General features: G+C 53.5%; 20 protein-coding genes. 3 read left to right on the top strand and 17 right to left on the bottom strand.

The window, feature by feature from the left end; all coding sequences use genetic code 11:
• Window positions 1-865: 865 nt before the first annotated feature.
• From PHU01S_RS07450 to PHU01S_RS07435, 4 genes are all read right to left on the bottom strand, one after another.
• Window positions 866-1,252, bottom strand: a complete 387-nt coding sequence (locus PHU01S_RS07450; protein WP_127506896.1) for a hypothetical protein — start codon at window positions 1,250-1,252, stop codon at window positions 866-868.
• Window positions 1,253-1,350: 98 nt separating this feature from the next.
• Window positions 1,351-1,842 (bottom strand): YhjD family protein, encoded by a 492-nt coding sequence (locus PHU01S_RS07445; protein ID WP_127506894.1) that lies wholly within the window; start codon window positions 1,840-1,842, stop codon window positions 1,351-1,353.
• Window positions 1,843-1,928: 86 nt separating this feature from the next.
• Window positions 1,929-2,315 (bottom strand): hypothetical protein, encoded by a 387-nt coding sequence (locus PHU01S_RS07440; protein WP_127506892.1) that lies wholly within the window; start codon window positions 2,313-2,315, stop codon window positions 1,929-1,931.
• Between the two features lie 378 nt (window positions 2,316-2,693).
• Entirely contained in the window at window positions 2,694-2,972 is a 279-nt protein-coding gene (locus tag PHU01S_RS07435; protein WP_127506890.1) for a hypothetical protein, read from the bottom strand.
• A gap of 129 nt (window positions 2,973-3,101) precedes the next feature.
• Here PHU01S_RS07435 and PHU01S_RS07430 point away from each other — a divergent pair, with 129 nt between their 5' ends.
• Window positions 3,102-3,338, top strand: coding sequence for a helix-turn-helix domain-containing protein (locus PHU01S_RS07430; protein ID WP_127506888.1), 237 nt, complete (start codon window positions 3,102-3,104; stop codon window positions 3,336-3,338).
• On the opposite strand, the gene PHU01S_RS07425 is transcribed toward PHU01S_RS07430, so the two are convergent.
• Both PHU01S_RS07425 and PHU01S_RS07420 read right to left on the bottom strand, forming a co-directional pair.
• A complete protein-coding gene (locus PHU01S_RS07425; RefSeq protein WP_127506886.1) occupies window positions 3,283-3,825 on the bottom strand; it encodes a hypothetical protein in 543 nt (180 codons plus the stop codon). The two genes, PHU01S_RS07430 and PHU01S_RS07425, sit on opposite strands and share 56 nt — an antisense overlap.
• A complete protein-coding gene (locus tag PHU01S_RS07420) occupies window positions 3,809-4,210 on the bottom strand; it encodes a helix-turn-helix domain-containing protein (protein ID WP_127506884.1) in 402 nt (133 codons plus the stop codon). The genes PHU01S_RS07425 and PHU01S_RS07420 overlap by 17 nt, the downstream gene beginning before the upstream one ends.
• Window positions 4,211-4,292: 82 nt before the next feature.
• On the opposite strand from PHU01S_RS07420, the gene PHU01S_RS26245 reads away from it, so the two are divergent.
• Entirely contained in the window at window positions 4,293-4,655 is a 363-nt protein-coding gene (locus PHU01S_RS26245) for a hypothetical protein (protein WP_127506882.1), read from the top strand.
• A gap of 5 nt (window positions 4,656-4,660) precedes the next feature.
• The gene (locus PHU01S_RS07410; RefSeq protein ID WP_127506880.1) at window positions 4,661-4,915 is read left to right on the top strand and encodes a hypothetical protein; all 255 of its coding nucleotides are present in this window, start codon (window positions 4,661-4,663) and stop codon (window positions 4,913-4,915) included.
• Here PHU01S_RS07410 and PHU01S_RS07405 read toward each other — a convergent pair.
• The 11 genes from PHU01S_RS07405 to nrdE form a co-directional block, all read right to left on the bottom strand.
• Entirely contained in the window at window positions 4,907-5,488 is a 582-nt protein-coding gene (locus PHU01S_RS07405; protein WP_246029164.1) for a nucleoside/nucleotide kinase family protein, read from the bottom strand. The genes PHU01S_RS07410 and PHU01S_RS07405 overlap by 9 nt on opposite strands.
• Entirely contained in the window at window positions 5,485-5,655 is a 171-nt protein-coding gene (locus PHU01S_RS25675; protein WP_164763008.1) for a hypothetical protein, read from the bottom strand. The genes PHU01S_RS07405 and PHU01S_RS25675 overlap by 4 nt, the downstream gene beginning before the upstream one ends.
• Window positions 5,652-6,875 (bottom strand): hypothetical protein, encoded by a 1,224-nt coding sequence (locus PHU01S_RS07400; RefSeq protein WP_127506878.1) that lies wholly within the window; start codon window positions 6,873-6,875, stop codon window positions 5,652-5,654. The genes PHU01S_RS25675 and PHU01S_RS07400 overlap by 4 nt, the downstream gene beginning before the upstream one ends.
• Window positions 6,876-6,985: 110 nt before the next feature.
• On the bottom strand, window positions 6,986-7,582 hold the full coding sequence (locus PHU01S_RS07395; protein WP_021877099.1) for a hypothetical protein: 597 nt from the start codon (window positions 7,580-7,582) through the stop codon (window positions 6,986-6,988).
• Window positions 7,583-8,338, bottom strand: a complete 756-nt coding sequence (gene thyX, locus PHU01S_RS07390) for an FAD-dependent thymidylate synthase (RefSeq protein ID WP_373864527.1) — start codon at window positions 8,336-8,338, stop codon at window positions 7,583-7,585.
• A gap of 52 nt (window positions 8,339-8,390) precedes the next feature.
• Entirely contained in the window at window positions 8,391-8,597 is a 207-nt protein-coding gene (locus PHU01S_RS27110) for an HNH endonuclease (RefSeq protein WP_373864526.1), read from the bottom strand.
• Window positions 8,598-8,872: 275 nt separating this feature from the next.
• Window positions 8,873-9,289, bottom strand: coding sequence for a dUTPase (locus PHU01S_RS07380; RefSeq protein ID WP_048744894.1), 417 nt, complete (start codon window positions 9,287-9,289; stop codon window positions 8,873-8,875).
• Window positions 9,286-9,648: a hypothetical protein gene (locus PHU01S_RS07375; protein ID WP_048744893.1), complete on the bottom strand. Its 363-nt coding sequence runs from the start codon at window positions 9,646-9,648 to the stop codon at window positions 9,286-9,288. The genes PHU01S_RS07380 and PHU01S_RS07375 overlap by 4 nt, the downstream gene beginning before the upstream one ends.
• A gap of 93 nt (window positions 9,649-9,741) precedes the next feature.
• Window positions 9,742-10,395, bottom strand: a complete 654-nt coding sequence (locus PHU01S_RS07370) for a PhoH family protein (protein WP_021877095.1) — start codon at window positions 10,393-10,395, stop codon at window positions 9,742-9,744.
• Between the two features lie 2 nt (window positions 10,396-10,397).
• Entirely contained in the window at window positions 10,398-11,372 is a 975-nt protein-coding gene (gene nrdF, locus PHU01S_RS07365) for a class 1b ribonucleoside-diphosphate reductase subunit beta (RefSeq protein ID WP_127506876.1), read from the bottom strand.
• A gap of 23 nt (window positions 11,373-11,395) precedes the next feature.
• Entirely contained in the window at window positions 11,396-13,453 is a 2,058-nt protein-coding gene (gene nrdE / locus PHU01S_RS07360) for a class 1b ribonucleoside-diphosphate reductase subunit alpha (RefSeq protein WP_127506875.1), read from the bottom strand.
• Window positions 13,454-13,464 lie beyond the last annotated feature (11 nt).

The following is a 13,464-nucleotide window of genomic DNA, read 5'->3' as shown; positions in this document are numbered from 1 at the left end:
AAATCGGCATCGCAACGGTCGCAGGAATATGTCATTCCGATTCTCCTTGCAAGTCCTTTTGCTGCCCGATTCAAATGTTGACGTACATATTCTGCATTCATGAGTGATTTGCATTTAGGACAGAATTTCGCCCGGTGCCCACCCATAAAGTCTGTTCCGCATAATGTGCATTCTCTTTCTACAGACTGACGTCTTTTAGGGCGTTTCTTTAGCCGGAGATAGGGGTAATGGTACAGTTGTTCGCCTACTTTCCGAGCTTTACGCGCCAGGTCTACAGTCTTATAAGTTCCGAGATGAACGTGTTTCCCCTTGACGGTAATGCGCACCATGTATCTCTTTTGTCCGTCGGATGTCTTTCGCAAGGATATTCCCTTTAATCCGGATTTGTTGTCCGATCGAACCTTTTGCTCCAGTTTGGGTAGGGGTACACCATTGACCGTGAATTGCTCCCTTAACACCTTGCGAGCATGAGCAATTGAGTCGGTTCGAGAGCACCCGCATGAGGTTGACTCGCCAGATCGGAGGCGATTGGACAAGACAGGGCGCTCTTCGCCGCAGACGCATTGGCATAGCCACATAATTTTGCGGTTGTTGCTTTTGCCCGCGCGTTTCAGAACGGTCCAACGACCGAAGCGTCTCCCCGTTAATTCGACTCCGTTTGACTCTGAGGCCATTTCTCGTTGGAAGCAACCACAGGAAAGAGTGTGGCCGTTACGCAAGTTTGGTTGCGTTACAATTACAGCATTAGGATTGCCGCAATCACACATACACTCCCAGCGTCTTGTATAGCCAGATCGCGGGGCCTCTTTAATGACAGTTAAGCGTCCATGCTTCTCGCCTGTTAGGTCGAGCAATTGGCGGGGCATTATATGACCACCGCCACTACAAATGCCTCGACGATGCGAATTTCGCCCTCGTCAAAGTATCCGTCGTTATTGACAGAGTGCCCGCCGATGATGACCTGCTGCGCTTTGCCGTAGATTTGGTTTTTGGCTACAGCCTCCGCGATTCGAACTGCCAACTCAGCAGCCTCATCTTCGGTCTTGAAATACCCTGTATCTATGTGTGTCGCGCAAGTACCGACCGCCGTTTCGCCGGTTGTGTGGTAGGTCGAGCAGTCATTCTCGATATCCCATTCGTAAGATGGGCGACAGTCATCGCCAACTTCGTAATGCTCATCGTCGCAAAGGGTGCGAACGCCGACGAACCAGTTATTCTCAAGGATTTCTTTAGCGATTTCGAGGTAATTCATTGTTCTCGGCCCCTTCGAGTGGTTTCCGCGTCGTCCCTTGCTGTGATTTAAATATAACACAAACATATACACATGTAAATGGGAACAGAGCGCGAACGTCACTGTCCGCCCCTCATAGCCGCGCCCAAATCCGCCGTATACTTCGCCAGCCGCACGGCAATTTGCGACCGCAAGTGCTCGCGAATCATACCGAACTCGCCCCGATAGCCGCGGCAATAATATTCGTAGTTGATGACGGCAGCCGCGCTGTCCGTTTCGTACGGAATGACGCGTATGTTCCGCTGCTTTAGATCCCGCCGGATGACGAAATGATCCGCGCTGATCTGATCGAGAATGGCGCGTCCGGCCTGCGCATATAGACGGCGGAGTACGTTCGTGGACCGCTCGATATCGTCGACACTCTTCTGGACCATCGTCATCATAAACGGAAGCATGATGTGATCGCGTATCATGGCGAGCTCTTCTGAAGACGGGACCGCTTTGGCGCGTGTAGTCGGCGTCTCTGTCGTATGTCTCTCCGTATATCCTTCGACGTGCTCCGTCAGCAGCATCTTCGATTTCCAGCGCTCGTTTCCGTCCAATTTGCTCATTGTGCGCGTTACCTCCGAACGTATGATCGTATATCGCCATTATATAACGAATGTATGTTCGGTGTGCAAGCGGAAAAAATGACCGGTTAAGAAACACCGGCCTTCGTGAATCTTCCGCTTTGAATCATCCGAACTAGTTCGCGAGCGACATGCGCCCCGCCGTCGGCGTACATCGCTCGATCGCGGTCAGATTGCGTTTCTGCTTCGCGTTGGGCACCTGCGGCAAAGTGCGTAAGCCAATCGGATAAGCGCTGCTTTTCGTCCTGCTGCCGCCGTACCACTTCGTATAGCAGCGGCTCGGTCAATAGGTGGATGAGATGCTTCGCTCCTGTTTCCGCACAAAAGGATTCGTAGAGATCACGTAGCACACCGTCTTTAAGAACGCCTGTTTTCCGCCATTCTTCGCTTTCAAGGAATGCGCAATTAAGTTGGGCATCCGTAAGCATGCGAAAATAATCGTTAATCGTTTTCATCCGCTGTCACTCCTTCGTTAATTTACCGCGCAAGCCAGCCGCAGCTCCACCCAATTCCCGCCGCGCGTCCGTACGTAAAGAGCCCGCCCGATTCGTTTCCCATGCGTATATTTCGCTACCACAGCGGCCGCCTCCTTTCCGCCTCCAGGCGCTTGTTCAACGCGGCCTTATACGCGAGTAGCCGTTTTAGTCGTCCAGCCGGTATGAGCGCCTTCTTTTCCGTTGCCTGGCGGACTTTTCGCGTATAGTAAACGATGCGCCGGACGTTTCGCTTATACATGATCGTTCATCTCCGGCGCCCGCACAATCATCGTTATTACCGTAATAGTTGCGCCAATCCACGCCAACACTAGAATCATTTCGCTCGCCTCCGCTAATTTATAAGCCGTATTTCATTTTAAAACTGCTCGCATCCATTTCCTTACGGTCGCGCTCCATTTCCTCCTCAGCCGGGTTACCTTCGATTTGAATGATGTTCCAAACCAAATCCGCCAGTTCTGTTTCAATATCATTGAAATAAAGTTTTCCATTGTTAACTTCAATCGTGCAGTTCTCGGTCAAAAAGGTTGTTACTCCTTCACGTTCGAATTTGATGCCTGACTGGGTGAGTTCTTTACTTACAGCCGAGCATAGCTTACGCGTTGCGGGCTTCAGCACATCATTCGCCTCCGTTTATTGACTCGTTTTCCGTGTCTTAAAGTTATCACGACTCGTTTATCGTGTCAATACTTTATTGACTCTTTTTTCGCGTCAAGGTAAACTCGTATCATACCGGAGGTGTTTCCGTTGCAATTACGTTCCAATCTACGCGCCCTGGCCGAAGCCCGCGGCGTCTCCATACGAGAAATCGCGCGTGACATCGACTACCGTTTCGAAAGTGTACGCCAACTGTACAATGACGAAATGGAGCGTTATCCGCGCGACCTTATCGCAAAGCTATGCGTTTACTTTGACGTGGAACCCGGCGCTATCCTTGCGCTAGTAGACGATGCCAGCGCCCCGCCTGCGTCCGAGCCTCGGTAAACTCCGGCTTGAACTCGCCGCCTGTATCGCGCAAGGAATACGTAATAAGCGGGCCGGGCGAAGTGTCGCGCTTGTACTGGTCTTGGCGCGCCTTGTTACGCCCATGAGCGTCTTTATCGACTCGCCAATTCTCGTAATTCGTGCGCCGGCGCTTCGTAGGCTTGCGGTGGTCGCGTCCGTCTGTTCCCGCGTACTCAGCCGCCTTCATGCCCGTCTCTCTATCGCGCCTAAGTTCGAATTGCCACTCGCTCATAAACGGATATTCTTCGTGCGTCATTTTGTACGGGTTAGGATCGGCCAGTTCTTCGCGTAGAATATAATCGGCCAGGCGCTCGAGCTGCGCGGCGTCCGGGCGTTCTCCGATATCCTCAACGTAAGCCTCCGTTAGGCCGTTAATGGCTGCGATTCTCTCCGGCCGATCTTCGATACCCTGCGCGATAATATCCCTAACGGCGTCAACGAACGCCTCTTTATACGACTCCCCCATCGGTGTCCTCCGTTTCTACTTCGACCGTAACCTCGCCGTATTCCCAGCGCCTAAAGACGGCGGCGATCTTGTCAACGCCCGCATCAACGTTTACCGCAACGTTTTGCTGCGTGATCCCCATTACGCGCGCCGCCGTCGCCTGCGTAACGTCGAGTCCGTATACGAGTGCGATTGCTTCCGCCTGGCGATCGGTAAGGGCGGCGGATTCGATTGCGGAGTGGAGGTCGATAAGAATGTCGCTGGCTGCCGTATCGCCCGTAAAACGCCGCTGGCCGATCTTATGGCGGTCGCGCAGCAGTTTCTTTACGCCATCGGCCGAGTTGAGTGCGTAGGTTACGGAATATTTACGTGTGTCTTTCGTTAGGTCAACGTTAGTAGCGCCCATTAGACGGCCTCCTTCGAAAATGTAAATGTTTGTAACACGCAGGTTTCTGCGATAAAATAGCGTTAACATATCGTCTGAGGACGTGATAACGCTGAATGTGCAAAAGCCTAAGCGATTTAACATCGAACCCGTATCGAGATTTAATCCGTACATAACAACGGACAAGCAGCGCCGCATAAGACTTTCGGCTGATCTCGCGGAAATGCAGGGATGGCGCGAAGGCGTTCGGCTGGTTCTCGGCTACGACGCAACGACCGGAGCAATCGCGCTTGCCCAGCCTAACAAAGTTGGAATGGCGCCTGAAACAGCGAATAAGTTTGACGCGCGGCTATATACGAGTGCGCGGAAATTTTACGAGAAGACGAAGATAGCGAGAAAAGCGCGGAAATATCACTTTGAAACGGAAGAGGACGGTTGGCTTATTTTTCTACCTGAGAAGGAGTGAACCCGATGGAGAAAATCACTTCGCTAGAACAATTTCAAGCGGTTAAAGGTGCTGGCAAAGACTTTGTCGCGATAACAGATAAAAATCTCCCTAAAAATTGCGTACATAAAACATCATGCTTTGAGGTTAAGGAGTACCATTTTATCCAGAAGGTATTAACGAACGGCGGCAAAAATGGCGACTACTTTTTTACTGATGATTATCAAAAAGCTATTAACGTCTTTGCAAAAATGAAAGCATGTCAGAAGTGCTTAGGTTAATTTCAGCTCTCCAATGATAGCGTCAATCTGCGCGTACAAATCCGCAGGTGTGGCGCTATTTTCTATTTCGTAGTCGACCGCGAAGCTATCGATGTGGCTTTCGGTTTGATGCGTAAGGTCGCGGAGGTTAAACGTGTCGGAGGCGGTTATAGCGCGCTGAATGCGGAGTGCTTCGGGGGCGGCTATGCGGATAATGACGTAGCCGGCGGATCGGAGCGTAGAAAATTCGGTCGGGAGGCGTAGGTCCGTAATTACGGCGGGCGGCGCTGAACCGGGAATAAACGCGCCTAATCCGAATGCCTCCGTATACGCACGGATTTCTTCGAGACACTTCCGCACCCATACGTCCGGATCGCGCTGCCGCATCGTCTCGCCGAACCATTGATAGAGTTCGCGCGGCTTCGGGTACGCCGGCGTATCGTCGAATATTTCGTGAGCCAGGCGCTTCATTTCGTCGCCGAACGCAAAGCGCGTGTAGCCGTAGCGCTCAGCGAGGTAGGCGCCGGCGAGGTCTTTGCCGCTGCGGAGATGGCCGCAAATTCCGATGTTAGGAAGCGTAGTTATCACGCTCACCCCCAAATGTACTGCGCGGGTATGGCGGCGAGCAGCGTAATAAAGAATACGATCCAAGTCGCTTTGGCGGCGTATTCAATATCCTTCGCTATGGTTGCGGCTACCGCGATTAGTGCGAAAAAATCAATGATCGCGAGGATAACGAACGCTGTCCATGCGATAATCATGCGCTCACCTCCGTTTCCTCGCGAGAATCATCGATGATGCGCGTTACCTTCGAAAGGTTACTGTAATGTACTTCGGGATAGACCGTACCGTCTTCGAGAATACGGAAATCGTAGTTATCGCCTCGGGACGCTAATAGTTCGTACTCTTGCGAAGGGCACGTAGGCCATACGATAATATCCCCTACGCGCGGCTCCGTCGGCTGTGGCGCGCTTGTATACTCCGCCGGAACTTCGATGCCCAGCGCTCTTCTTAACGCGATTGCACGGCCGATATGCGCGTTGAATACGTCGTCCGGCGCACACTTGGCGATACCTTTGTAGTAAACGGACTTATCGCGCAGGCTACGAATGAGCGCTACAACGGTACGCTTTTCGCGGTTAATAACGTACTCAACGTAATGTACCGGCGAATACCCGTCTTTCGCGCAGGCTTGCGGCCAGAACGATGCGCCGCCGCTGCTCCATGCGCTTTGGTACGTCGTCTCCAGCGCAACCACGTCATCCTTCGCGCGCTGAACGATTTCGTCACGCGTCGGTTTCAGGAACGATGGTCGGCGATTAGGTACGGTGCCGGATGGACCGGTTGCGTAAGTCGGCTGCGACGGCGCGATCAGGCGCTCAAGCTCGGCAACTCGGCGCGCCAGGTTCGAAACTACTTCGGTTAGATCGGCGGGACCGGACGGGTGCGATTGCGAAGGTGTGGCGGACGCGACCGGTTCGAGTACGCTATAGCCCGGATACCCCATCGACCATTTTCCGTCATCGCGTACATAGTCGTTTCCGTTAAAATCGAACCAATCCCCGCGTTCGAGTTTAGCTACGTTGCCGACACGGAAGTATCTGCCGTCGCAAGAACCGCCACCCTCGGTTAACTTCGTAACAATAACGCGCTCGCCCACCGCAGCCTCGCGGTCGACCATGCGGAAGCGCTCGCCGCCGATGCGCACGATTTCGGTCGGATCGAGGACTACGTATTCACGCTTAGAGATATAACCTCCGCTATTACCACCTGGGAATTTCGCCAAGTTTACGTAAACACTCCCGCCACTTACACGATCAACAGTAAAGACTGCGCCATTGTCGTAGGTTCCGTAAGTCATCCACGCGTTAACGATCTTAATGCGCTCACCGACGCACCCCAGCCGCTTAACCTCCGTATACTCGCGCTCGATTCCGCCCAGCTTCTCATCGCGCAAAACCGTTACATTTACGTTACTCATTCGTTCGCCTCCGTTATTTTAGTTCGCGCATCCCTCCGGATTGCCGTCCGGGAGCTGGCGCGTTTCTTTCGGTCGCGTTTCTTTCGGTCGCGTTTCGATAATTGCCTGTTTTACCGAAACAGCGAATCGACTTCCGCTATAAGAGCTGCTCGTGCTTCGTCGGGCGTGAGGCGCTCGACATTTGCGACGTAATCCCATTCATCTATTGAGCCGAACAATTTCGACACTTTATACGGGCGGCTTCCGTTAACAATCGAATCCACGCGTACGACAACGCCTAAACTTACGTCTGCCGAGCGGTGGCCTATGTCCGTTACACGAGCGTAATCGCCGACCTTCGGTTGGTTGGCGCGCTTCTCTTCGGCAAGTTGCGCTTCCAGGGTGGCGAGTTCTTCGCTGAGAGTCGCGATCGATTTGCGCTTGGCTTCGATTAGCTGCTCGGTTGTGAGCGGGAGGATTTCAAGGCCGCGCTGTCCGATAAGGTAACGCTCGCCATCCGTTGCTTCTACGGCCCATATCGCGCCAGATAATCCGCCCACCTCATCGCAAGCTAAGAGCGTTACAATTTCGTCATTAACCGGGTCCCTACGTGTTCGACGAGACTTAACCGCATCCGGATAACCGAGTTTTTGCGCGCATTCCCCGAAACAATCGTACCAGTTCCGCCAGTTCGTAATGCGCGCCTTGCGTCCGTCGATTTTCGCCATTTATACCGTCTCCTTTACGTTGAAAAATCCTACCGCCCATGCGTCAACCTTCGTTACCTCTTCGCGAATCTTTTCCGCTAATTCCGCAATCTCCGCCTGAGCACCGTTGCCCGGCCGCCGCTTATCGTAAAACTCGATCAGGGCGCGCAGATTGGCGGTCATGACGATGTTGCAGGCGGCCGCGTTCGGAAGGACATAGCGCGCGTCTTCGGCGGGGACTCCTGCGGCACGTAGCGCGTCGTACGCCTTTTGTGCGGCAATCATCGCGTCTTCGTAAACTTCGTATGCTTTGAGCGGATCGTGCCGAATGGATAGTGCAACGTCGTCGTAGCGGTTTGTTCCGGGAACATCGCGACCATCGACGCTAACCGGCGTCACGTAATCGAAGCCGGCGCTCTTATCGCCACTTCCGAATTTAACGTAACGCTGCGATTGGACGCTGAAGCTGAATCCGATGCGGTGGCGCGTCAACTGCGCGAGGAGCGACCGCGATACGCCTTCAATAGCGAACGTGTACGTAATATGCTCCAGCGTAGATGTGTGTTTGCTACGGATAATGTGCCGGAACAGGCGGTCGGACTCGGCGCCTCCTTCGCCGTCGGACGCGGATTGGCCGAAGTATTTACGCCCCTCAGTTGCGAGGATATCGGCGGGCTTCAGCGCGCTGTAGCAAGTTCGGATAGCGGTCAAGGCAACGGCTGCGCGCTCATTATCGTACGGCACAGAATAAGACGGCCCGCCTTCGTCCCACTCCATCGAAGTTAACTCGGACACAAACTCGTCCGATAACGCAGTATGCGCGATTAGTTTAACGTTCAATCCTCGTCCTCCTTACGTGCACTCTGTTTATTCTGCCTACACAGTCCCTCGTAATTATTTTATCTAGATTGTGGAGTCTCGTATGGTCAGACCGAGTAGTAACTGAAAGGTTAGTTATGTGGTTATTCGTCTTATTGCCGTCAATGTGATGTACATGCTCATCGTCTTTTAGCGGGCGCCCTAAGTGTTCAGACATTACAAACCTATGTTCTAAGATGTAACCGTCTCTCCGGGAGTTAGGATGAGTGGGCATATTTAGAAGAACGTACCCATAGTTGGATATTTTTCTTCCGCCTTTCCAAACAGCACAATTTTCTTGCCTGTTTCCGTAGTTGGGGTTCCTGTTACCGGCATACATCTCCGATTTTCTACGAGAGCTGCATTTTCGTGAACAGCATTTTCTTTTATCCGCATGTGATGGCTTAACCACGAATGAAACACCACACCAAGCGCAGTTTAAGAAATGTTTTTTCAGTTTCTGACCACCTCGTATCCGGACTTATCACTACGTCCTTCTTGTCTGGCGTGGTTTTCGGCGTTCTTAGTACAATAAGCCGCGTAAACTTCCTCAGCACTAAGTCCGACTTTTTCTGAAAGACTGACGAGAAAGTGCCATAAGTCTATTACTTCGCTCTTTAACGCATCGACGTCTATTGGCTTCGGATTTTTCCACCACTTCCAATTGACTTCGCGCCGAATTTCATCAATTTCGGAGTCCATTGCAATCGTAATGCCCATCACCCAGTCTTCGAGCGTGCCGTCCACACCACGTTCCGAAATAATACGGTCGTCAAGAGTTTTCTGCATTTCGAAAATATGTGTCAATTTGTCGGTTACCGGTACGACGGCGTCCGGATGCAGCTTGCGAATGTTAACGCTGAGGGTCATTGTCGCGCTCCTTTCGCTGCTACTACGAACATATCGATCGCGCTGAGTGCGAATGCGGAAGCGATAGCAGTTACGGGCGGCTCGTATCCGCACAGATACGCGATGAGTACCGCCGCCCAATAGACGCCAAGCAACGCGGCCAGCACGCTAATGAACGTTACCTTGCGCGGCTTTTCGTCAGCAAAGCGGCAATCTTCTCTGTGAACAAGCGCGTAGCCCCTTCCGTAATTGTCCGGCCGAGATTCGTTTTGCGCGACGTAAGCAATACCGCCTGGAGAAACGCGGTCGACCACAAGTACGTCACCCCTCCGGTATCCCCAGTGCATCCGCGATGTCGTCGCGATTATTTTCGTTGTCATCCAACCGCCTCCTTATCGTCTATGACGCCGTCCAACCGGATGTAGTACGTCTATCTACTGACTATGACACCGCGCTCGGCCGGTTTCGCACACTTACCACGCAAATTCGTCCGCCTTTTGTGCGAGCTGACCGCGGAAATTGACCGTAAGCTCACATACGGATGCGTACGGCTCCCCGCGGAAGTGTTCGATATACGGCGCGAATCCGGATTTGCCCGGCTGCGGAAGGTCGCATTGCTCCGTATGGCCGATTACAATAACGCGGCAGTCGTCATGGATACGCGTCAATATCTTCTTCAGTTCACCGCGCGTCATATTCTGCGACTCATCGAGAATGACCGTTTTACCCTTCAAATTCATTCCGCGCGCGAATACGTGGCTCATCGGATACACCCATACGTCGCCGCGTTTTTGCGCCTCTACGTTATCCGGATCGTAAATCACCTTCGCCGGATTCTCGCCGATTTCGTAAAGCGCATCGGTAAGCGGCGTAATGTAGGCCGCCTCCTTTTCGCGCTGCGTTCCCGGCCGGAATCCCATGCGGCCCTCTTCGACCGGACTGAACACGTAGACTAGCGGCTTGCCGATCAGTTTGGCCGCCGCCACCGCCAGCGTAGTCTTACCGGTGCCGGACCGCGCATTTACGAACGTAATCTGGCGGTCGAATATCGAATCGACGTATACGCGCTGCTCGCCGGTCAGCTTCGGTGCGAATCCGAAGAACAGCGTGTCTTTCGGCATCGGCATAGTTAGCGCCCCTTTTCGAAAATGAAGTCTTCGTCGCGAACCGGCTCTACGTTCATCGCTCGCACATAGCCGTTCCCTTTCTTCGAGAAGAAATCGTGCTGCTTCGTACTGACGGTTATGCCGTTCTGGACGATCGCGCTGAACGCTTCCTCTTCGTAGACCGCCGACAGGCCGAGGTTCATCATCGCTTTATTCGCGTTATAACGGACATAGCGAAGCACATCGGCGGTCAGGCCGAGTTCATCGTAGATAAGTGCGGTATACTCCGCCTCGTTCGCGTAGAGGTCTTCCCGGAGCTGCGTCATTTCGGCGTCGGCCCTGGCGCGTTCGGCCTCGGACAACTTGGCGCGAATCTGCTGCGCGAGATAGCCGACGTATAGGCCGTGGATGGATTCGTCCATCAGAATCTTACTGATGACTTCGCCGCTTGCCGTCATCTTGCCCTGGCCGGCGAGGTACAGCGGATAGTAGAATCCGGAATAAAACAGGAACGTTTCGAGGAGTACGGACGCGACCATCGCCATGTACAGCGCGTAATCGGACGGCTCATCGCGCAGCACCTCACGGTAGGCGGCGGAGATGGTTTCGTATTTATAGCGGATGTTCGGCTGAGACGGCGCCCAAACATCGAGCATATAGTCCGCCTCAGCACCGGTGAGGAGCGTAGTGAAAATCGTGGAGTAGGATTTCGCGTGGATACCTTCCATCATGCCCATAAACGAGAGGACCGCGGCGGCGCGCGGATCTTCGACATGGCGAGCGATTAGCGGCATCCCCTCTTTATTCTGCAGCGTATCGAGCGCGGTCAGGCCCGCCAACACGCGCTTATAAACGGTGCGCTCCGTTTCTGTCAGCGCGTCCCATACGGACTTGTCATCGGATATCGGGAATTCGTCCGGAGTCCAGAATTGGAGAACGTTCTGATCCCATAGCTGCGTCGTTACGTCTTCATGCGCGTTCCAGTTCGAAATCTTCATCGTTGGCTATCGCTCTCCTTTCATCAGACCGCGCAAGATGTACATTGTTCGACGCTCAGCAGATTCGTCCGCGTATAGTACAGCCCCTTCAAGCCACGATGCTGCGCGTATACGTAATGGCGCGCTAACTCCCGCGTACTGATATCGCTATTGACGTGTAGGATCGCGCTGATTCCCTGGTCGACGTGCGCCTGGATCTCCGCGACCATATCGATGACGGCCGCCTGATCCATCTTATAAGCGCTCTTATAAAACCATTGCGTCTCCGCGCTCAGGAACGGCATCGGATAGAATGTGGTCGCATTCGCATACGTACGCTCCTCGATGAGTTCGACGATCGGCATGACGCTGCTTGTCGCGTTCTGGATATACGAAATACTCTGCGTCGGGGCAATCGCGAGCCGGTACGCGTGATAGAGTCCGTATTCCATTACGGTATCCTTGAGCGTTGCCCAATCGTTCGGCGACGGAATATCGATGCCGGCGAACATCTCCGCGACTCGGTCCGTACGTGGAGCGAAGTCTTCCGCTAGATATTTCGTAAAATACGTTCCATCCGCATACGTAGACTTGGCGAAGTCCTTAAACGTAATCCGGCGCTCGCGTGCGATGGCGGCCGATTTCTCCAGCGAGTAATAGTTCATCATCGCGAAGAATGTACGGGCGAAATCGCGTCCCTCTTCGGAATCGTAGGCGATCTTATTCTTCGCGAGATAACCGTGCAGGTTCATCGCGCCAAGTCCTACGGAATGGAGCTCATCGTTCGCCAAACGCACGCCAGGCGCGTTCTCAATGCGCGAGATATCGGAGACGACGGTCAGCGCTTCGATACCTTCGTGGACAGATTCGCGAACCTTGCCGGACTCCATTACGTTGACGATGTTTAGACTCGCGAGATTGCACGAGATATCGCGGCGGATTACGGACGGTTCGCCGAAGTTACCGATGGTCGACGACTCCTGTAGCTGATACACCTCCGTACAAAGGTTTGACATCTTCACGGTGCCGATTGCAGCCAGCGGATGCCCTTCGTTGGCGTTATCGCGATTCATAATGTACGGATAGCCGGATTCGAGCTGCGTCGTCGCAATCTTCGTCAGCATGTCGCGCGCCGACATAATCTCGCGCTTCTTGACCGCTGGATTGGCGAGGAGTTCTTCGTACATTTCCGTAATGTCCATATCGTCGAGGTGCGCGCCGTACGCCTTAAATACGGAGTGCTGTGCGAATACGTGGAGGGGCCGGTTATCACGGGCCAGTTCGTAGAATTTGCGCGGTACGATCAAGCCGATGGACAGCGTTTTGAGGCGCGCCTTTTCATCGGCGTTAATCTTTTTCGTGTCCAAAAACTCGACTACGTCCCATCCGAAGATGTTGTAGTACGCAGCGCCGGACCCTTTACGCTGACCCATCTGATCCGCGTAACTAAACGCGTCTTCCATCAGCTTTAGCACCGGCATAATGCCCTTCGCCGCACCCTCTACGCCCTTTATCGGCTCGCCCCGACCGCGCAGCTTCGAAAGGTTGACCGCGACTCCTCCGCCGATTTTTGACAACTGCATACACGTCGACAACACGTAGTTGATCGAATTCAGCGAGTCGTCCGCCTCAAGCAGGAAGCACGATACCATCTCGCCGCGGCGCGCTCGTCCTGCGTTAAGGAACGTTGGAGTGGCGGGCTGCAGGCGCTGCTCCATCATCGATCGCGCCAGGCGTTCGGCCAGCGCATAATTGCCTTGACCGAGATATAACGCGACTATGGCGACGTGTTGCGCATACGTTTCGAGATACTGCGACTTATCGTTCGTCTGCAGCGCGTAGTCCTTATAGAATTTGGACGCGGCCATAAACGAAGCGAACCGGAAGTCGTACGCGTCGCATATATCGTGGATTCCTACGAGTTGGTGTACGTCATATTGCGACTCAACTTCTCCGTAATAGAACTCGTAATCCACGAGCCATCGAATACGCTCCATCGGCGTATCGAAGCGCTTCGTCTTCGCTGCCACCTCCGCCATAAACTCGCGTACAGCCTCCGCGTCCTTTTCGAGTTGGAAGAATCCGTCCTCGCCGCGCTTCATAACTTCGTTGT

Origin of the sequence: Paenibacillus humicus NBRC 102415 (genome assembly GCF_004000905.1) — a bacterium.
Classification (GTDB): Bacteria; Bacillota; Bacilli; order Paenibacillales; family Paenibacillaceae; genus Paenibacillus_O; species Paenibacillus_O humicus.
The sequence above is the reverse complement of the archived record's forward strand: the minus strand, read 5'-3'. Positions and strand labels throughout refer to the sequence as shown.